This window comes from Sphingomonas sp. P4_G2 (assembly GCF_056401155.1).
The window spans coordinates 723722-742471 of sequence record NZ_JBFUJY010000002.1; the positions used below are offsets into that span (position 1 = coordinate 723722).

Consider the following 18750-nt stretch of genomic DNA (forward strand, 5'->3'; position numbering starts at 1 on the left):
CGCAGAGGCTATCAGCCCATCACCGGCAGCGTCACCTTCGACCCCGAACACACCTTCTGCGTCGCCTTGACGAAGTCGCTCGCCTTGGCCCGATAGGGATTGGCGACGAAGCTCTGCGGATTGCGATCGATGACCGGGAACCAGGTCGACTGGATCTGGACCATGATCCGGTGCCCGGCCTTGAACACATGGTCGTGGTCGCGCAGCGGCACGTCCCAGGCGACGACCCTGCCCGGCACCAGTGGCTGGGGATTGGTGTCGCTCGCCAGAAAGCGCCCGCGACGAACGTCCATCGCGATCGGCCACTGATAGCCGTTCAATGTTTTGGCATAATCGCCGACCGCCCATTGCTTATTTTCGGTATTCTCGAAATCGCTGGGCAAGACGTCGATCAGCTTGACCACGAAGTCGCTGTCGGTGCCGCTGGTCGAGGCCATCAGGGTCGCGGCGATCTTGCCGGTGACGGTCAGGTCCTGCTTCAGCGGCTCGGAGACATAGCTCAGCACGTCGGGGCGATGATCGACGAAGCGCTGGTCGTCGCTTTCCCACCAGGCCCAATCGGGCGTCGCATAGGTGCGACTCATCGGGCGCTTGCGGAACGGCACCGGATTCGCCGGGTCGCTGACATAGTCGCGGCACGCCTCTCCCGCGCCCGGCGCATCGAACGACAGCGAGCCGTCATCGTGGAGATAAAGCTCGGTCGGCTTGGCGCCCTTGGGCGGCCAGGAGGCATAGGTCTTCCACACGTTCGATCCGGACTCGAACATCTTCGCGGTGAAGTCGGGCCGAGCGCCCTTATTGTGCAGCCAATAGGCGAAGAACGGCGCCTGGATCTGGGTCTGGAACTGGGTGCCGCTGTCGGTACCGAGCGGGATCGGGCCGAGGAAATCGCCCTTGCCTTGCCAACCGCCATGGCGCCACGGGCCCGAGACGATCTGCGCGAGATTGTTCGGGTCGTTCTGCTTTTGCTTGGCGTAGATCTGCCACGACCCCCAGGGATCCTCCTGGTCCCAGAAGCCGGCGACGTTGAGCGTCGGCACCACCGTCTTGCCGAGCGCCTTGGTCCAATTCTGATCGGTGTAGAAATTGTCGTGATTGGGATGGTCGAGCAGCGCCGTGAACATCGGCACGCTACCCTTGAACACCTGTTTGTCGATAGTCTCGACCGGCCCCATCCGCAGATACCAGTCATAGGCATCGGTCAGCCCGTCGAGACTCAGTTCCTTGTTTTGCGTCTTGTCGACCTGCAAGCTCGACACCCATTCGGTCGCATAGCTCAGCCGGAGCGCGCCATTGCGGTGGAGATCGTCCGACAGCCAATAATCGATCCACGCCGCCTGCGGACTGACCGCCTTCAACGCCGGGTGCGGCTTGGCCAGCGCGACGGCGGCGGCGAAGCCCGGATAGGACACGCCCCACATCCCGACCTTGCCCGAATTGTTGGGCACGTTCTTCACCAGCCAGTCGATCGCATCATAAGCGTCGCTCGCCTCGTCGGTTGCCTTGGGATCGTTGGGATGGACTGCGGTCGACAGCGTGAACACGCCGTCCGACCCGAACCGCCCGCGCATCGACTGAAACACGAAGATATAGCCGTCGGCGACCAACGGCTTCCAGCTCGCCGGGATCGCCGGCGGCAGTGCCTGGGGCACGCCATAGGGCGTGCGCTGGAACAGGATCGGCAGCTTGCCGCTCGCATTCTTCGGCGCGATGATCACCGTCTCCAGCTTGGCGCCGTCGCGCACCGGCACCATTACCTTGGTGTAGGTGAACTGGCTCGTCACATCGCTCGCCGCGGGTGGCGGCGCGGCCTGGGGTCGGGCGAGCGCGATCCCGCTCGCACCCAGCAACAATATGGCGGCGATCAGCCCCTTGGCGCGCATGTGATTCTCCCTTTGGCGCATACCCTGTCGGGCCGCGCGGAAAGGGTCAATCGGTCGTGAGCGTCACCACGCCGATGGCGTGGACGATCCCGATCGCCAGGACGATCGCCGAGCTAGTCCACAGAAAATTGGGGCTGCGATCGGGCATCACGCGGAACAGAAGTGGTAAGGCGGCTGCACGCGCCAGGAGAATCGCCGTGATCGCGATCAAGGCTGGGCGAAGCAGCGGCAGGCGCGGCAACAGGTCCGCCCCGGAAAAGGCGAAAACCGCCCAAATCGCGAGGATCGCCGCAATCGCCAAAGTGATCAATGTCGGCTTCATCATCCCGCGCTCAGCCATAACCACCATCGCGTCACCCGCGCCGAAGAAGCGATACCAGGCCGGACCACCGAGGATGCAACCGAGGTGGAGCAGCGCAGCGACACCGTCCAGCACTCCCGCCGCGATCAGCCATCGGTTCACGCCGCCGCCTGTCGCCACGCGCCGCGGATCGCGGGACGGATCGCCAGCGTCATCAGGTCGATCGTGGCGTGGAACAGCATCGCGATCGCGAGCGACCCGCTCATCAGATACATCGCGGTGAACAGGATTCCGACCAGGCTCGTGACGGTGACTCCCTTCCACCCCTGATATGCATGCGCCAGTCCGAACAACAGGATGGCTGCAACAACGGCGGGGATAGCACCGATGAATGCAGCGAGCAGCATCGGCAACAACAGGCGGAAGAACAATTCCTCGCCGATCCCCGCCGCGACCGAGATCGCCGCGCCGAGCAGGACTTCGTCGCGGTCGCGCGGCAGCAAGGCGGACAGGCGTGCGAGATAGGCAGGAGCGCCCTTGCCGTTGCGCCAGCGCCGCCATGTCAGCAAGGAACCAAGCGGGATCGCGGCCAGTACAGCGAGGCCAAACATCGGCGTAAGCAACGGATCGATCTCCACCCCCGGCGCGTCGCCACGCAGCATCGCGGAGGCAGGCCACAATTCGGGCGGCAATTCGGCCACCGCCCCGATCCGACCGAGTAGCAGCAAGCCGATGATCGGCGGCAGCGTGAACTGGAGCAACTGGACCGTCAGCATGCGACGGTAGAAGGTCTTGCGACCTACCCCACCCGCCTCGGCCAATAGACGGTATCCACGGGGGCCCGCGACGACGTTGAGCGCGACGATGGCCAGCATCACCGCGAGGAGGATCGCGTTGGTCATCGCTCTACTCCCCTCCCGCTCGCGGGAGGGGCTGGGGGAGGGCATGTTGGGGTGAGCGCATCGTTTCGAACACGCCCTCCCCTAGCCCCTCCCGCAAGCGGGAGGGGAACTTGTTGTCCTACCCGATCCTGTGCTCGCCTTTGACCCAGCGAACCGTGCCCGAGCTCGCGCGCATCACGACCGAATTGGTCGTCATGCGATCACCGCGGCGTTTGACGCCGGCGAGCAGCGAGCCGTCGGTCACACCGGTGGCGGCGAAAATCGCGTCGCCCTTGACCAGCTCCGACAGATCATATTGCTTGTCGAGATCGGTGATGCCCCATTTGCGCGCGCGGCCGCGCTCGTCGTCGTTGCGGAACAACAAGCGGCCCTTGAATTGCCCGCCGACGCAGCGCAGCGCGGCGCAGGCCAGCACGCCCTCTGGCGCGCCGCCCGAGCCCATATAGACGTCGATCGTCGTGTCGGGATTGGTCGTCGCGATCACGCCCGCGACATCGCCGTCGCCGATCAGCATCACGCCGCAGCCGATCGCGCGCAATTCGGCGATCAGCGCTTCGTGCCGCGGGCGATCAAGCACGCAGGCGATGATCTCGCTGGGCTTGACGCCCTTGGCCGCGGCGATCGCGTTGACGTTCTCGGTCGGCGATTTGTCGAGGTCGATCACGCCCTCGGGATAGCCCGGACCGACCGCGATCTTGTCCATATAGACGTCGGGTGCGTTGAGGAGGTTGCCCTCTTCGGAGATCGCCAAGACCGCCAGCGCGTTGGGTCCGGCCTTCGCGGTGATCGTCGTGCCCTCGAGCGGATCGAGCGCGATATCGATCTTGGGTCCCTTGCCCGGCGCGGAGCCGACCTTCTCACCAATGAAAAGCATCGGCGCCTCGTCGCGCTCGCCCTCGCCGATCACGACCGTGCCATCCATGTAGAGGCTGTTGAGCGCGGCGCGCATCGCCTCGACGGCGGCGGCATCGGCAGCCTTTTCATCGCCGCGGCCGACGAGCGTGGATGCGGCAATCGCCGCGGCCTCGGTCACGCGCACCATTTCGAGCACGAGCACGCGGTCGAGAACGTCGCTGGCAGTCGTCATATTCGGGGCAATCCTCTTGTCTGATTTCGTTAGATTTGTGCGCGCGGATAGGCGCGGCGCGTTACGGAGTCGAGGCGGCGGCGTCGGCGGAGGACGCCACATCCTTGGGCGCCTTGATCTGGAACACGTACGGCCAATCCTTGCCGGTGACGAACAAGCGGCGCTTCTTGGCGTCCCAGGCGATGCCGTTGGGCACGTCATTCTCGGCGGTCGCGCCCGACTGGCGGTGAAGCTCGCTGACGTCGATCCAGCCGATGACATGGCCGTCGCCCGGGTCGATCCGCGCGATCAGATCGGTCAGCCAGATATTGGCGAGGACCTCACCATCGACATATTCGAGTTCGTTGAGCATCTTCACCGGCCGGCCGCCATCGGTCACGGTCAGGTGGCGCTTGACGGTGAAGGTGGCGGGATCAATGAAGCGCAGCACCGGCGAGCCGTCGGACATGATCAGCCCACCCTTGTCGTCGGCGGCGAGCGCCCAGCCCTCGCCCTGATATTTGAAGCTGCCGAGCTTTTTGAAATCCTTGGCCGACCAGCGGAAGCCGACCTGGTTCTTCCAGGTGAGACTGAGGATCGTGCCGTTCCATGGAGCGATCCCCTCACCGTAGAGGGGCGGCTCGACCGCGACGCGCGCCATCACCTTGCCGTCGCTCAGCCGCACCTTGCGGATGCCCGAGCGATTGAGCTCGCCAGTGCTCTCGTAGAGGTAGCCGTCCTGCCAGAACAAACCTTCAGTGAAGGCGCGATTATCGTGCGGGAAGGTCGCGACGATCTGCGCGGACTGGATCGGCACCGATTGCGGCGTCGAGCCGACCTGGGGAACCAGGCCCAGCAGCCAGAACAAGACGCCCGATATCGGCATCAGTCGCGCAGCAACTCGTTGATGCTGGTCTTCGATCGCGTCTGCTCGTCGACGCGTTTGACGATGACCGCGCAGTACAGGCCCGGCTTGCCGTCCCCGCCGCCGATCGAGCCGGGCACGACCACGGCATAAGGCGGCACTTCACCCATCAGCACTTCGCCGGTGGCACGGTCGATCACCTTGGTCGACTTGCCGAGATAGACGCCCATCGACAGCACCGCGCCGTCGCCGACGCGCACACCTTCGGCAACTTCGGATCGCGCGCCAATGAAGCAGCCGTCGCCGATGATCACCGGATCGGCCTGGAGCGGCTCGAGCACGCCGCCGATCCCAGCGCCGCCGGAAATGTGCACATTCTTGCCAATCTGCGCGCAACTTCCGACCGTCGCCCAGGTATCGACCATCGTGCCTTCGCCGACATAGGCGCCGATATTGACGAAGCTGGGCATCAGCACCGCGTTCTTGCCGATGAACGATCCGCGCCGCACGACAGCGCCGGGGACGACGCGGAAGCCGGCATCGCGGAAGCGGTTCTCGCCCCAGTCAGCGAATTTGGACGGCACTTTGTCATAGGCAGGCGCGCCCGCCGCGCCACCGTCGATCACCGTATTGTCGTTGAGCCGGAACGACAGCAACACCGCTTTCTTCAGCCATTGATTGACCGTCCAGCCATCGGCGCCCGGTTCGGCAACGCGTGCCTGGCCGCTGTCGAGCAGTTCCAGCGCCGCCTCGACCGCGTCGCGGACCGCGCCCGTCGTGCCGGTGCTGATCGTGGCCCGGTCTTCCCATGCGGCGTCGATCGTCGCGGGCAGGTCGGTCATGCTTCCTCCAAAATATCGTGCAGCCAATGGGTGATATCGCGGGTGGTGAAGTCGACGAAATCGCGGTCGCCCTCCTCGCCCTGTTCGGAGCCGTTGTCGACCCACAAGGTGGTCATGCCGATCAGCTTGGCCGGCTTCAAGTTGCGTGCCATGTCGTCGGCGAACAGGCTTTGCGCGGGATCGAGCTCGTACGCGTCACAGAGATGTTGGTATGCCTCCGGCGCGGGCTTGGGGCGATATTGCGCGGCGTGCACGTCGTGGATCGCCTCGAAACTCTCCCCCAACCCCAGTTTGGACAGGATCTTGCCGGCATAAAGCGCGTCGGCATTGGTGAAGATGATCTTGCGCCCCGGCAGCCGCGCGATCACCGCGGCGAGCGGCGCATTCTCGTCGAGCACGTCCATCTCGATATCGTGGACGTCGGCGAGATATTCGTACGGGTCGACGCCATGTTCGGCCATCAGCCCCGACAAGGTCGTGCCGCGAGTGTGGAAATAGCCCTTCTGGATCTTGTACGCCTCGTCGCGATCGACCTTGAAGAAGCGCGCGATGTAATCGGTGATCCGCCGATCGACTTGCTCGAACAATCGCGCGCCATGCGGATAGAGCGTGTTGTCGAGATCGAAGATCCAGTTCCGGACGTGGTCGAGCCGCGCATGCATGCCGGGCGCTCTACGGTGCGCGCCGGGCAGCGGCAAGGCGCGCCTTGAGCAATCGCGACGACACACTATCTCCTCGCGATGATCCCCTATTCGCTGCTCGATCTGGTCCCTGTCGTCGAAGGCGGCTCGGTGCCCCAGGCGCTGGCCAATGCCGCCGACATGGCGCGTCATGCCGAAGCCAATGGCTATCATCGCTATTGGGTGGCCGAACATCACGGAATGGACGGCATAGCCAGCTCGGCGACCGCGGTGGTGATCGCGCATGTCGGTGCGGCAACATCCACAATCCGCATAGGGGCGGGCGGCATCATGCTTCCCAATCATGCACCGCTGATGATCGCCGAGCAGTTCGGGACGCTCGACGCGCTGTTTCCCGGCCGCATCGACCTCGGTCTGGGGCGCGCCCCGGGCAGCGATCAGCGCGTCGCGCGCGCGATCCGGCGAGCGCTGGACACCGATCCCCAGGCGTTCCCGCGCGACGTGCTCGAACTGCAAAGCTACTTCGCCGATGACGGCCAGACAGGCATCCGCGCGACGCCCGGCGCCGGGGCCAAGCCAGAATTGTGGATATTGGGGTCGAGCACGTTCGGGGCTCAGCTCGCGGCGATGCTCGGCCTGCCCTACGCTTTCGCCTCGCATTTCGCGCCCGACGCGCTCGACCAGGCGCTGGAGATCTATCGCCGCGACTTCCGTCCTTCGGCGCAACTCGACCGGCCACATGCGATGGCCGGATTCAACGTGTTCGCCGCCGATAGCGACGAGGAAGCGGAGTTCCTTGCAAGTTCGCAGCAGCAAGCGTTCGTCGCGCTGCGCACCGGCAATCCGCGCCAGCTGCCGCCGCCGGTCGCCGGATATCGCGACAGCCTGCCGCCGTCGCACGCGGCCATCCTCGACCATGTCCTGCAATGTTCGACGGTCGGGAGTCCGGCAACGGTCGAGCGTGGCATCGCGGCGTTTGTTGAGCGGACCAAGGTCGACGAGTTGATGATCGTCAGCTCGATCTACGATGTCGAGGCGCGCAGGAAGAGCGTGGCGATCGCTGCCGAGGTGATGCGCGGCGTGACGATCGCCGCGTGACCGAATGGATCATCAGCGCTGTGGCGGTGGTCGCTTTCCTGTTGCTGATGCCGATGATGGTGCGCTCGTCGCGTCGGTCGAGACGCGGGCGTGGATCGGGTGCCGCGGTTGGAGACGTACTGATGGGCGCGTTCGATCCGGCGAAGCAGGCTGCCATCGAGCAGATCCGCAAGCAGAAGGAAATCGGCGATCATGAGCGCGGCTTGGTCGGCGAAAAACGCGATTAGGTCGCCGCCGGCAGCCTCAGCCGCACCAGCAGCCCGCCGAGATCCTCGCTTTCCTCCAGACTGACCGTGCCCTCGTAGATCTCGGCGACATCGCGCACGATCGCCAGGCCGAGGCCCGTACCAGGCTTGCCGGTGTCGAGCCGGACGCCGCGATCGAAAATGCGGACGCGTTCCTCCTCGGGGATGCCTACGCCGTCGTCCTCGACCAGCATTTCGACGAAGCCGGCCTGCGCGCTCACCGTCACGAACACGCTGCCGCCGCCATATTTGGCTGCGTTCTCGATCAGATTGCCGAGCATCTCGTCGAGGTCCTGGCGTTCGACATGGACCTGTAAATCGTGCGGCCCGTCGGCGTCGATGCGGACGTGCGGATAAAGTCGCGACACCGCGCGCTCGACCGAATCCAGGCTGGGCCATACTTCGGCACGGCTGTGCGCCGATCCGCGCCGGCCGACTGCGCGAGCCCGGGCGAGATGATGGTCGACCTGACGCCGCATCGTCCGCGCCTCGCGCACGACAGTATCGCCGAGATCATCGGCCTTGGCGGTGGCGGCGTTCATGATCACCGTCAGCGGGGTCTTGAGCGCGTGCGCCAGATTGCCAGCATGGCGCCGCGCTTCCTCGGCCTGCTTGTCGTTATGTTCGATCAGCGCGTTGAGCTCGTCGACCATCGGCGCGACCTCGGCCGGCATGGCGCCTTCGATCCGCCGCGCGCGGCCACCGCGCAGCCGCGCGATCTCGCCACGCAAGCGTCGGAGCGGACGTAGACCGTACCAGGTCTGCAGCCCCGCCAGGACGATGAGGCCGAGCGCGAGCAGCAGGAAGCTTCTGACCAAGGTTCGTCTGAGCGCGTTGATCTGCGCATTGAGTCCGTCACGGCTCTGCGCCACCTGAAACCGCCAGCGCACCGGCGAGCCAGGCAGCTTGATGTCGCGCTCGACGATCCTCAGCTGCTCGCCGGCAAATTGGTCGCTGTCATAGGTGTGGACTTCGAGGTCGTTATGATCGCTGCCATAAGCAAGCCGGCGATCCCACAGAGATTGCGACGAAAATGGCTCGCGGTGGCGCGCGGCAACCTGCCAGTACAGCCCGGAATAGGGCTCGAGGAAACGCTGATCGGCGGCGGCGCGGTTGAACACGACTTCGCCGTCCGGGCCGATTTCGGCCGACGTGAACAGCGACGTCAGGACATAATTGAGCTGGTCGTCGAAATTGCGAGTCACCGCGCCGGTCAGCACGCGGTCGAGCGCGTACCCGCCGCCGGCAAGCAACAGGCAAATCCAGATCGCGGCGATGATGATCATGCGCCGCCCGAGCGACCCCGTCACCACGGCGCGCGCGGTGTTGGGCGATCGCCGCCACAACACCCATGCCAATCGCAGCAATGCCAGCACCGACAAGACGAGCAGGCCGCGCGCGGTCCACACCTGATCGGGACTGAGCAGCAAGATAGTCGCCAGCGAACCGGCTCCGAGCGCGATCAGCGCCGCGATCTCGCCCGGCCGGCGGTATTTGCGAACAAAGACGCGCCAGCGCTTGATCGGCCGTTCCGGCGGCGCGTCGGCCCCCACGACAGTCAAACGCGCCTGAGCGTCCTTGGTCAGTTCATCCGCCGACGGCACGGCGATCAGATCGCGTCCCTCGGCCACGCGCTATCTCCTATTCCGCGCGCGGCGGACCGTCGGGATCGTCCAGGCTATAGCCCAGGCCGCGGATCGTGGTGATGACGTCCTGCCCCAATTTCTTGCGGATGCGCGTCACGAATACCTCGATGGTGTTCGAATCGCGGTCGAAATCCTGGTCGTAGATGTGCTCGATCAGCTCGGTACGGCTGACGATCTTGCCCTTGTGGTGGAGCAGATAGGACAGGAGCTTATATTCCTGCGCGGTCAGCTTCACCGGATCGCCGGCGAGCGTCACCTTGCCCGATCGCGTGTCGAGCCGGACATCGCCCGCTATCAGTTCGGACGAAGCATTGCCCGAAGCACGGCGGATCAGTGCGCGCAGACGGGCAATCAATTCCTCGGTCTGGAACGGCTTGGCGACATAATCGTCGGCGCCGGCATCGAGTCCCGCTACCTTGTCCGACCAGCTGTCGCGCGCGGTCAGCACGAGCACCGGGGTAGTCTTGCCCTGTTTGCGCCAGCGGTCGAGAACGGTCAGCCCGTCGATTTCCGGCAAGCCGAGATCGAGCACGATCGCGTCGTAATTCTCGGTCTCTCCGAGAAAGAGGCCTTCCTCGCCGTCGCCCGCCGTGTCGACCGCATAGCCCGCCCCTTCGAGCGTATTCTGCAGCTGCTGGCGGAGATTGGGTTCGTCCTCGACGATCAGAACGCGCATTGTAATCCCCTTCGCGCGAGCCCCTTCACAGGAGCTCGGATTAGCCGGTGCGGCCGATGATCTGGCCCGAACGGCCGTCGACCTTCACCCAGATGACGGTTCCATCGCGCAGGAACTTGAGCGTGTAAATGCCGCTATCCGGATCGAGCTCGGGTCCGAGATATTGCGCGCCGCGCATCGAAGGCACCACGCGACGCTCGATTTCAGGCAGCGGCAGCACGCGGCCTTCGCGCCGCGCTTCCCACGCGCGCCGCTGGTCGCGCTGGAAATGCGGTTCGACGGGCGGCGGAAACGCCGTCTGAGACAGGGTCAAGGCAAGCGACGCGAACATCAACATGGCTGGTTGCATAGAGAGGCGGGCTTGAACACCCTGTGAATGAGCCGAAGCGCGGCAGACGGCCACGTCCGGCTGACTCGCGCAAGGCCGGCCGGCAGGTCGCGCAAGCGAGCTGGCCGAGGACACGGAATTTACTTCCGTGTCGGCCCCTCGCCTTCATCCCATCACGCCGCGGCAAAGCCGCGTCGTCGACCCTCGCCCGGAGCGAGGCCGGCCGGGCGTGCGCGGCCCCTCGATTTAGCGTTGCTAAATCGCTAGGTGCGCACGCCATGGCAGCCCCTATCCTATCGTATGAAGACCTCGGCCTCGTTCAGGGCGCCGGTTGGCTGTTCCGTCATCTCGACCTGCATATCGGCGAGCGCGACCGGCTCGCGCTGATCGGGCGCAACGGCGCGGGCAAGACCACCTTGCTCAAGCTGATTGCCGGTGCGATCGATTCGGACGAAGGGCGCCGCACCATCGTGCCGGGCACCAATGTCGTGCTGCTAGAACAGGATCCGCGGGTCGATGGCTGCGCGACGCTCGCCGATTTCGTGATGGCCGGGCCCAATGCGCCCGCGCGCCACGAAGCCGATGCGATCGCCGATCAGCTCGGCATCGATTTGTCGCGCGACGCCTCCTCGGCCTCGGGCGGCGAGCGCCGTCGCGCCGCGATCGTCCGCGCGCTGGCGCAGAACCCCGACGTGCTGCTGCTCGACGAACCGACCAACCATCTCGACATCGCCGCGATCGAATGGCTCGAGCAATGGCTGACGCGGTTCACCGGCGCCTTCGTCGTGATCAGTCATGACCGCACGTTCCTGACTCGCCTGACCCGTCAAACCCTGTGGCTCGACCGTGGGACGATCCGCCGCAGCGAGATCGGCTATGGCGGGTTCGAGGCGTGGACCGAGCAGGTCTATGCCGAGGAGCAGCGCGCCGCCGAGAAGCTCGACGCCAAACTGAAGCTCGAGGAGCATTGGCTGCAGCGCGGGGTCACCGGGCGCCGCCGCCGCAACATGGGGCGGCTCGCCAAGCTCAAGGACATGCGCGCCGAACGCGCCGCGATGCTAGGCCCCCAGGGTGCCGCCGCGCTCGTCACCGGCAGCGACGACGTCAAGACCAAGGTGGTGATCGACGCCAAGCACGCGACCAAGGCGTTCGAAGGCCGCGTCATCATCCGCGACCTCAATTTGCGCATCACGCGCGGCGACCGGATCGGCATCGTCGGCCCCAACGGCGCGGGCAAGACGACGTTGCTCAGGATGCTGACCGGCGAACTCGAGCCCGATAGCGGCGTGGTCAAGCTGGCCAAGACGCTCGATGGCGTCGTGATCGACCAGCAGCGCAAGCTGATGGCGCCGGAGAAGCGCGTGCGCGACGTGCTGGCCGATGGCGGCGACTGGATCGAGGTGCTCGGCGTCAAGAAGCATATCCACGGCTATCTCAAGGACTTCCTGTTCGATCCCAATATGGTCGAAGCGCGGATCGCGACCTTGTCGGGCGGCGAGCGCTCGCGGCTATTGCTGGCGCGCGAATTCGCACGGCGATCCAACCTCTTGGTGCTCGACGAGCCGACCAACGACCTCGACCTCGAGACGCTCGACCTGCTCCAGGAAGTGATCGCGGACTATGAGGGCACGGTACTGATCGTCAGCCACGACCGCGACTTCCTCGACCGCACGGTGACGCTGACGCTCGGTCTCGACGGGTCGGGCACCGTCGACGTCGTCGCGGGCGGCTATGCGGACTGGGACGCCCGGCGCAAGCGGCGGCCGGAAGCGAAGAAGGCGGCGGCGAAACCCGCCGCGACATCGCCGGCCGAGAAGCCCAGGGCGGCCAAGCTCAGCTACAAGGACCAGCGCGACTACGATTTGCTGCCCAAGCGGATCGAAGAGATCGAAGCCGCGATCGCGCGAGACGAAGCGGCACTGGCCGACCCCGCACTCTACGTCAGCGACCCGGCAAAGTTCGCCGCGCTGACCAAAGCGATCGACGCCGCGCGCGCCGAAAAGGATGCCGCCGAGGAACGCTGGCTCGAGCTTGCCGAACAGGTCGAAGCGCTGGGTTGAGAACCCAAATAAGCCTTTGCTCTTTAAGCGATCCATTTCCAAGTTCGTCATCCCCGCGAAAGCGGGGACCCATCTCGGAGAGAAGTCACGCGTGCCACGGCTGTTTGGCAAGCTGGAGCGAGCAGGAGATGGGTCCCCGCTTTCGCGGGGATACGACTGAAATATAAGTCCTCAACCTAGGCTGAAACGCGGCCCTCAGGCAGCTTTTGGCATCCGGGAAGTGAAGGATGCCCGCGTCACCGAGACGGTCAGTCCCGGCCCCGTATCCGAATGCTCGACGCTTGCGCCCAATTGCTTGGACAGCGCCTTGATGATGGTCGTACCCAACCCGGCCTCCGCGGGTATTTTTTGAGGGACGGACCGGCCTACGCCGTTGTCGGAGACGGTAAGCTTCCAGTCGGGCCCCTTGACCTCATAGGTCACCATGATCCGGGCATCGGCCTTGCCGCCGGGAAAGGCATATTTGATCGCGTTGATGACGAGCTCGGTCACGATCAGCCCCAGACTGACCGCGGTAGCCGATTCGATCATTCCCTCATCGGCCATTGCTTCGATAGTGACGGGACTTGCTTCGCCGATCATCGACGCCGCCAGCCCGGCGCACAATTTGGCGAGATAGGTAGCAACGTCGATCTGATCGATGCCGTCGGTGGTGTGGAGATATTGCTGGACCGCAGCCACCGACATCACGCGTTGATGGGCGTCGTGCAAATGGCCCCTGGTCTCCTCCGACAGCACCGCCCGCGCCTTCAACAAGAGGATGCTGGCGATGATCTGGAGGCTGTTGGCGACCCGGTGGCGCATCTCTTCGAGCAGAACCTGCTTCTGGCCGAGCAGATCTTCGGTCTGCGTCAGCAGCGCGCTTTTCTCGCGCTCGATTGCGCGCCGCGCAGTGATGTCGCGGAAAGCCAGCAGGATGGTGATGTTCGGGCTGTCCTGGTAGATGACCTTGCGGGCATTCAGCAGCATGATCCTTCGCCCGACATCGGGAAAATCATGCTCGACCTCGAAATTGTCCATCGCGATGCGATCCGGAATGACCGTCTCGAGCAAATGACGCAGCGCGGGGATATTCCACTGCCCATCCCCCAGATCGAACAGCAGGCGGCCGTCGGTGTGGTGGGCTTCGACCTTGAAGACCTCGTAGAAGGATCGGCTCGCGGTAAGCACGCGAAACTCCTCGTCCAGAATCAGGAACGGCTCGGGAATCGTATTGACGATCGCCAGCGCGAGCACTTGTGCCTCGGCGAGATCGTGAATCGGATCGATGGGAATGCCTCCGCTTGCAGGCGGGAGCACGTTCGTCTCTCGGTTGCCGTTGCCTGCGGGGCGGATGGGCAATGCCGTCCTATACCATCACCCGCCAGCGCGACCTAGGGCATCGTTCGTTTGGTGGCACCGCCGTCGCGCTTGCTTCCTCACCCCCGCGATTAGTCCACAAACCGCAATTTTCGCGGTTTGTGGGATAATGGCTTCGATCCACCTCAGCTGCCTATTTGCTCTGCACCAAATGGCTACCGTCCGGTAGCTGCTCGAACGTCCAATGCTGGCCGGTGAACCGCTGGATCACCTCCGCTGCCGTCCGCGCGTGCTGGCTGGGCTTCACCGTGGTGAAACTCCCGCCGCCGGCAAGTGCGAATGGCAGCAGCAACTGGTCCGCCAGATAGGGACCCGCGAAGGCGTCCGACGCGAGGAATCCCGCCATCCGCTGCGCTGCCGTCTTCGCCAGCGATTCGGCCGATACGCCCAATTTGCCGAACCCGGTCACCACTTCGACCGCGTTCTCGAACACTGCCTCGAGCAACAACGCGTTGCCCGGGCCCTGCTCCTCGGGCAGCTGACGAACCGAGAAGGCGTCCTCTGGCCAGTCGGGCAGCAGCTTGCGTGCAACCTTGATCTCGCGGTCGGCGATGTCGAACGGAAGTCCGGCGAACAACGCGGTGGCCGAGACCGACTTCAACGGACCACGATCGAGACACTCCAGCGCCGACAGCTTGCCGGGCGTGATGTCGATTTCGATCCGCCCGCCGCCGCGAGGGAAGAAGCCATGTCGCGTCAACCGCGCGGACACTTGCGGTCCCATCCGGTTGATGACCGGCAGGAACGCGCGCTCGATGAACTCGAACGGTGGCGCCATCATGTTGTGCGTGCCGCCTTCCAGCGCCAGCCGCGACGGCGCGTCGGCGAGCAACAGCGGCATCAGCACGGTCTGCAGCACCAGGCTGGTGCTGCCCGCCGTACCGACCGCGAAACGATAGTCGCCGGGCACGATGCGACCCGGCGTGAAGGTCAATTCGGACGAGCCGACCGACACGCCCTCGCACACCGCGCCGCCGATCGTGAGCGCAGCCTCGATCGCGGTCACATGCTGACGCATCAGCCCGGGCTTCTCGCGCCCGCCGCGAATGTTCGTGATACGAAACGGCTGGCCCGTGACCAGCGACAGCGCGAGCGCATTGCGCACGACCTGTCCCCCGCCTTCGCCTTCCGATCCGTCGATGATGATCATGGTGTTTCTCTTATGATCGGTGACGCGTGTGGAGGTTTTCCGCGGCCGCTTGCGCGGCCGGTGAAACGGGGCGGCATCGCCCCGCGATGCCGCTTATCCCGTTTCACCCCTTCACGCACACCACCTGCTTCAGCGTGTGGACGACCTCGACCAGGTCCGCCTGCGCGGCCATTACGGCCTCGATCGGCTTGTAGGCCTTGGGCGTCTCGTCGATCACGCCCTCGTCCTTGCGGCACTCGATGCCCGCCGTGTCTGCGATATGCTCGTCGAGCGTCACCAGCTTCTTGGCGGCGGTCCGGCTCATCACCCGACCGGCACCGTGCGAGCAGCTGTCGAACGATTCCGGGTTACCCAGCCCGCGCACGATGAACGACTTGGCGCCCATCGATCCCGGGATGATGCCCATCACGCCCTTGGCCGCGCGAACCGCGCCCTTCCGCGTCACCAGCACATTCTCACCGAAGTGATTCTCGCGCTGGACGTAATTGTGGTGGCAGTTCACCGCCTCCATTTCCGCGTCGAACGGCTTGGCGATCTGGCCCCGCAGCGCGCGGATGACGTTGGTCATCATCATGCGCCGGTTGAGCGCGGCGAAGTCCTGCGCCCAGCCGACCGCCTCGACATAATCGTCGAAATGGTCGGTCCCTTCCGGGAAGTACGCCAGGTCCTCGTCGGGCAGGTTGATATGCCATTTGCGCATGTCCTGCTTGGCCAGTTCGATGAAGAACGTGCCGATGGCATTGCCCACGCCGCGCGATCCCGAATGGAGCATGACCCACACCCGCTGCTCTTCATCGAGGCACAGCTCGATGAAGTGGTTTCCGGTGCCGAGCGTGCCGAGATGCACGAGGTTGTTCGTGTTCTTGAGCCGCGGATGCTTGTCGCAAAGCCGATCGAACCGCTGCGCGAGCGTCGCCCAGGCCTCGACGATCGGCGCCGGCGGGTCACCCCAGGAGCCGTTGTCGCGCTTACCGCGTCCGACCACACGGCCGTGCGGCACCGCCTGTTCGATCGCCGAGCGGATCGCTTCGAGATTGTCCGGAAGGTCGCTCGCGACCAGCGAGGTGCGCGCCGCCATCATGCCGCAGCCGATGTCGACGCCAACCGCCGCCGGAATCACCGCGCCCTTGGTCGGGATCACCGAACCGACGGTCGCGCCGATGCCGACATGGACGTCGGGCATGACCGCGACATGCTTGAACACGAACGGCATCTGCGCCGCGCGCGCGAGTTGCGCTCGCGCGCCGTCTTCGACCGGCACCCCGCGCGTCCACATCTTGATCGGCACGCCGCCCTCGACATGCTGGTAATCGTACGTCGTCTCGGTCATCGCGACCTCCTTCGTTCATCATGGTGCCGGCGACGAGGCGTGGCGAGACATTCTTGCTGAGCTATCCGGTTGCCCGGAGGCGGAATTGAACCACCGACCTCCTGCCTCTCGGCAGGTGCTCTACCTGTAGCCCCACCGGCATTCGCCGACTGAAATTTGGGTGCTGGCGACGAGGTGAGGCGGGACACCCGGATTGCTCCGGGGCGGAATCGAACCGCTCGGCCTTTCGGCCTTTACCGATGTAGTCCCGCCGGCATTCGCCAGCTTGTATCTGCGGTTCCGGCGACGAGAAATGCGAAAGACGGCCCCCTAAGGGACATCGTGACAAGATGTAGTCCTTGCGCGGCATTCGCCGGATTTAGTCGTTCATGGCGACCAGGTGTTTGACAGACGTTCCTGCTCTACCAACTGAGCTACGGGCCCGTGGAAGGCCCGGCGGGATTCGAACCCGCGACCTGGCGATTAACAGTCGATGTAGTCCGTCAGGCATTCGCCATGTTGATCTCGTCCACGGCGACGAGAGTTGGAGGACATTTGTGCTCCACCGACTGAGCTACCCGCTTGCGCGGAGCGGGAATCGAACCCGCGACAACCATGTAGTCCTGCCGGCATTCGCCGTGTTGTTGTTATGGGCCGTGGCGACGAGGAACGGCGAGACGCGGTCCTTAAGCTACGTTCCGGCGGCGGGATTCGAACCCGCATCTCCCATCCGGCCTTGCGGCTTTCCGGGCGCTTTACTCGTCGGACCATCTTGGCGGATGTAGTCCCACCAGCATTCGCCACGACCCGGTTCTTATACCTCCACTTGCTTGATGATCTCGACCCAGTCGCGCGTCTCGCCGGAGACGAACCGCGCGATCGTGTCGAACACGGCGTCGGAGAATCCCCCGACGTTGAGGATGTCCGCCCGGCTCTGTGCCTGCGTGGTCCCGTACGGCTGGATGTCGATGCAGACGAGCCTGGCGTCCGGATTCCGGCGCTTCAGCTTGTGCCACTCCTCCATCGTCGCCGTCGACCCGCGCCGGCTGGCATCGACCCAGGACTCGTTGTCCGAGACGATGACCACCAGATCGACCGCCGCCCGTTCGGCATTGAGCAACGCCAGCGGTGCCGAGACGTTCGTCCCGCCCCCGCCGACCGCCGCCAGCTTCGCCGCATTGACGGCGATACAGGCATTGGCCTCGAGCTTCAGCTTCACGACCCTCTGCTCGAACGGCAGAACGCGCGCGTCCCGGTTGCTCCGCAGCATCGCCGCCGCGACCAACGCCGCGACATCGACGCACCGGACCTTCGACGAAGCACCCTTGCGGTAGCCCGTCGCCGGCGATCCCATCGACCCCGATACGTCAGGGCAGACGACGATCCGGCCCGGCACTTTCGGCACGCCCCGGAGCGACAGCTCCAGCGCTTCCTCCAGCGCCGCCTGGACCTTGAGCGGCACGCTATCGCCGACCTGACCCAGTGCCACCATCAACTGATAGGGCATGGGCCGGACCGCCCGCAGCGCGTCACGGTCGACCAGCCGGGCCGCAACCGCATCGGTAACCCCGTCCACATCGTACGCGCCGTTGCGCGCCAGCGTGTTGAGGTTCATCCGCAGCGCCTGCCACCCGATGCGACCGGCGAGCTCACCCCATTGCGCCGCGGTCAGCGGGCATTGAGTAAGCCACTCGAACGGCACCGGCGGGAGCGGCAACGTGCCGTCCGCCTTCCAGGCCTCGAACGCGACGATTTCGGCGGGCAAAGCCGCGACGTCATAGGGACGCCCGATCTGCCAGCCATAAAACGCCTTGCGCGCGGCATCGGCCGGCTTGGGGTGAACCATCCGGACGATGTCGGCGAGGCTCGGGGCACTGCCCGTCGCCGCCGCCATCAATTGCGGCATCGTCGCCTGCTCCAACCAAAGCTGAACCAGCCGCTTCGGCCGCGTGCCGAGCGACGTCCGCCCGACCTGCCCGGAACGCATGATCTGCACGAAATTGCGCAGCATCCGCCCGTTGTGGATCACACGGTTGAACACCGCGACCGACAAATCGGGATCGGCGACCGTGAGATACGCCGCCAGCAAGGCCGGCATGTCCTTCATGGCACCCGACGTGCGAGCATAGATCGCGGCCTGCGCCACGAAATACGGATCGACTGCCTTGGCCGCCTTCAGCACGTCGGCGAGTTGCGTTTCCGCCACACCGTAGAAATTGTCCGCCAGCGTGCCGGTCGCGGCCAGCTGCGCGAGCTTGGCTTCCGGCCCATAGGCAAAGGCCGGCGCTCCCTCGCGATTCATCGCGTCGGAGCGCGGCAAAAACTTCGCGACCGCCGATGCGAAAAGTCCCTTGTTGGCCATCGTCCAACTCCTTCATT

The 18750-nt window shown here is 65.0% G+C and carries 17 protein-coding genes; 3 read left to right on the forward strand and 14 right to left on the reverse strand.

Going from position 1 to position 18750, the window contains the following annotated elements:
* Positions 1–11: 11 nt before the first annotated feature.
* The 7 genes from AC1DRD_RS08905 to AC1DRD_RS08935 form a co-directional block, all read right to left on the reverse strand.
* Positions 12–1883: a CocE/NonD family hydrolase gene (locus AC1DRD_RS08905; RefSeq protein WP_478041109.1), complete on the reverse strand. Its 1872-nt coding sequence runs from the start codon at positions 1881–1883 to the stop codon at positions 12–14.
* A gap of 46 nt (positions 1884–1929) precedes the next feature.
* Positions 1930–2346: a hypothetical protein gene (locus tag AC1DRD_RS08910; RefSeq protein WP_478031495.1), complete on the reverse strand. Its 417-nt coding sequence runs from the start codon at positions 2344–2346 to the stop codon at positions 1930–1932.
* Positions 2343–3086, reverse strand: coding sequence for a CPBP family intramembrane glutamic endopeptidase (locus AC1DRD_RS08915; protein ID WP_478041110.1), 744 nt, complete (start codon positions 3084–3086; stop codon positions 2343–2345). The genes AC1DRD_RS08910 and AC1DRD_RS08915 overlap by 4 nt, the downstream gene beginning before the upstream one ends.
* Before the next feature lie 118 nt (positions 3087–3204).
* Entirely contained in the window at positions 3205–4173 is a 969-nt protein-coding gene (gene glpX / locus AC1DRD_RS08920; RefSeq protein WP_478041111.1) for a class II fructose-bisphosphatase, read from the reverse strand.
* Between the two features lie 61 nt (positions 4174–4234).
* Positions 4235–5038, reverse strand: a complete 804-nt coding sequence (locus AC1DRD_RS08925; RefSeq protein ID WP_478041112.1) for a glutaminyl-peptide cyclotransferase — start codon at positions 5036–5038, stop codon at positions 4235–4237.
* Positions 5038–5859 carry a 2,3,4,5-tetrahydropyridine-2,6-dicarboxylate N-succinyltransferase gene (dapD, locus tag AC1DRD_RS08930; protein ID WP_478041113.1) on the reverse strand — a complete coding sequence of 274 codons (822 nt, stop codon included), beginning with the start codon at positions 5857–5859 and terminating at the stop codon, positions 5038–5040. Before dapD ends, AC1DRD_RS08925 begins: the two co-directional genes overlap by 1 nt.
* Positions 5856–6521, reverse strand: a complete 666-nt coding sequence (locus AC1DRD_RS08935; RefSeq protein ID WP_478041114.1) for a pyrimidine 5'-nucleotidase — start codon at positions 6519–6521, stop codon at positions 5856–5858. The genes dapD and AC1DRD_RS08935 overlap by 4 nt, the downstream gene beginning before the upstream one ends.
* 78 nt (positions 6522–6599) lie before the next feature.
* On the opposite strand from AC1DRD_RS08935, the gene AC1DRD_RS08940 reads away from it, so the two are divergent.
* Both AC1DRD_RS08940 and AC1DRD_RS08945 read left to right on the forward strand, forming a co-directional pair.
* The gene (locus AC1DRD_RS08940; RefSeq protein WP_478041115.1) at positions 6600–7598 is read left to right on the forward strand and encodes an LLM class flavin-dependent oxidoreductase; all 999 of its coding nucleotides are present in this window, start codon (positions 6600–6602) and stop codon (positions 7596–7598) included.
* Positions 7595–7825, forward strand: coding sequence for a hypothetical protein (locus AC1DRD_RS08945; protein WP_478031484.1), 231 nt, complete (start codon positions 7595–7597; stop codon positions 7823–7825). Before AC1DRD_RS08940 ends, AC1DRD_RS08945 begins: the two co-directional genes overlap by 4 nt.
* Here AC1DRD_RS08945 and AC1DRD_RS08950 read toward each other — a convergent pair.
* From AC1DRD_RS08950 to AC1DRD_RS08960, 3 genes are all read right to left on the reverse strand, one after another.
* Complete coding sequence (locus AC1DRD_RS08950) at positions 7822–9129, reverse strand: sensor histidine kinase (RefSeq protein WP_478031548.1); 1308 nt, start codon at positions 9127–9129, stop codon at positions 7822–7824. The genes AC1DRD_RS08945 and AC1DRD_RS08950 overlap by 4 nt on opposite strands.
* Positions 9130–9484: 355 nt before the next feature.
* Positions 9485–10165: a response regulator transcription factor gene (locus AC1DRD_RS08955; protein WP_066590860.1), complete on the reverse strand. Its 681-nt coding sequence runs from the start codon at positions 10163–10165 to the stop codon at positions 9485–9487.
* 40 nt (positions 10166–10205) lie between these two features.
* Positions 10206–10502 (reverse strand): PepSY domain-containing protein, encoded by a 297-nt coding sequence (locus AC1DRD_RS08960; protein ID WP_478031483.1) that lies wholly within the window; start codon positions 10500–10502, stop codon positions 10206–10208.
* A 269-nt stretch (positions 10503–10771) separates the two neighbouring features.
* Between AC1DRD_RS08960 and AC1DRD_RS08965 the strand changes: the two genes are divergently transcribed.
* On the forward strand, positions 10772–12553 hold the full coding sequence (locus tag AC1DRD_RS08965; RefSeq protein WP_478041116.1) for an ABC-F family ATP-binding cassette domain-containing protein: 1782 nt from the start codon (positions 10772–10774) through the stop codon (positions 12551–12553).
* A gap of 195 nt (positions 12554–12748) precedes the next feature.
* Here AC1DRD_RS08965 and AC1DRD_RS08970 read toward each other — a convergent pair whose 3' ends face one another.
* The 4 genes from AC1DRD_RS08970 to AC1DRD_RS08985 all read right to left on the reverse strand — a co-directional run bounded on the left by AC1DRD_RS08970 (position 12749) and on the right by AC1DRD_RS08985 (position 18733).
* Positions 12749–13852 carry a sensor histidine kinase gene (locus AC1DRD_RS08970; protein WP_478041117.1) on the reverse strand — a complete coding sequence of 368 codons (1104 nt, stop codon included), beginning with the start codon at positions 13850–13852 and terminating at the stop codon, positions 12749–12751.
* Between the two features lie 193 nt (positions 13853–14045).
* Positions 14046–15062 (reverse strand): RNA 3'-terminal phosphate cyclase, encoded by a 1017-nt coding sequence (gene rtcA, locus AC1DRD_RS08975; RefSeq protein ID WP_478041118.1) that lies wholly within the window; start codon positions 15060–15062, stop codon positions 14046–14048.
* Positions 15063–15165: 103 nt separating this feature from the next.
* Positions 15166–16392 carry an RtcB family protein gene (locus tag AC1DRD_RS08980; RefSeq protein WP_478041119.1) on the reverse strand — a complete coding sequence of 409 codons (1227 nt, stop codon included), beginning with the start codon at positions 16390–16392 and terminating at the stop codon, positions 15166–15168.
* Positions 16393–17185: 793 nt separating this feature from the next.
* Positions 17186–18733 carry a vWA domain-containing protein gene (locus tag AC1DRD_RS08985; protein ID WP_478041120.1) on the reverse strand — a complete coding sequence of 516 codons (1548 nt, stop codon included), beginning with the start codon at positions 18731–18733 and terminating at the stop codon, positions 17186–17188.
* Between the last annotated feature and the right edge of the window lie 17 nt (positions 18734–18750).

Excerpts from the sequence above, each read along its gene's own strand:
- AC1DRD_RS08950 (WP_478031548.1), bottom strand. The coding sequence starts at position 9,129 with ATGATCATCATCGCCGCGATCTGGATTTGCCTGTTGCTTGCCGGCGGC.
- AC1DRD_RS08925 (WP_478041112.1), bottom strand. The coding sequence starts at position 5,038 with ATGCCGATATCGGGCGTCTTGTTCTGGCTGCTGGGCCTGGTTCCCCAG.
- dapD (WP_478041113.1), bottom strand. The coding sequence starts at position 5,859 with ATGACCGACCTGCCCGCGACGATCGACGCCGCATGGGAAGACCGGGCC.
- glpX (WP_478041111.1), bottom strand. The coding sequence starts at position 4,173 with ATGACGACTGCCAGCGACGTTCTCGACCGCGTGCTCGTGCTCGAAATG.
- AC1DRD_RS08935 (WP_478041114.1), bottom strand. The coding sequence starts at position 6,521 with ATGCATGCGCGGCTCGACCACGTCCGGAACTGGATCTTCGATCTCGAC.
- rtcA (WP_478041118.1), bottom strand. The coding sequence starts at position 15,062 with ATGATCATCATCGACGGATCGGAAGGCGAAGGCGGGGGACAGGTCGTG.
- AC1DRD_RS08985 (WP_478041120.1), bottom strand. The coding sequence starts at position 18,733 with ATGGCCAACAAGGGACTTTTCGCATCGGCGGTCGCGAAGTTTTTGCCG.
- AC1DRD_RS08960 (WP_478031483.1), bottom strand. The coding sequence starts at position 10,502 with ATGTTGATGTTCGCGTCGCTTGCCTTGACCCTGTCTCAGACGGCGTTT.
- AC1DRD_RS08965 (WP_478041116.1), top strand. The coding sequence starts at position 10,772 with ATGGCAGCCCCTATCCTATCGTATGAAGACCTCGGCCTCGTTCAGGGC.
- AC1DRD_RS08905 (WP_478041109.1), bottom strand. The coding sequence starts at position 1,883 with ATGCGCGCCAAGGGGCTGATCGCCGCCATATTGTTGCTGGGTGCGAGC.
- AC1DRD_RS08940 (WP_478041115.1), top strand. The coding sequence starts at position 6,600 with ATGATCCCCTATTCGCTGCTCGATCTGGTCCCTGTCGTCGAAGGCGGC.
- AC1DRD_RS08980 (WP_478041119.1), bottom strand. The coding sequence starts at position 16,392 with ATGACCGAGACGACGTACGATTACCAGCATGTCGAGGGCGGCGTGCCG.
- AC1DRD_RS08915 (WP_478041110.1), bottom strand. The coding sequence starts at position 3,086 with ATGACCAACGCGATCCTCCTCGCGGTGATGCTGGCCATCGTCGCGCTC.
- AC1DRD_RS08955 (WP_066590860.1), bottom strand. The coding sequence starts at position 10,165 with ATGCGCGTTCTGATCGTCGAGGACGAACCCAATCTCCGCCAGCAGCTG.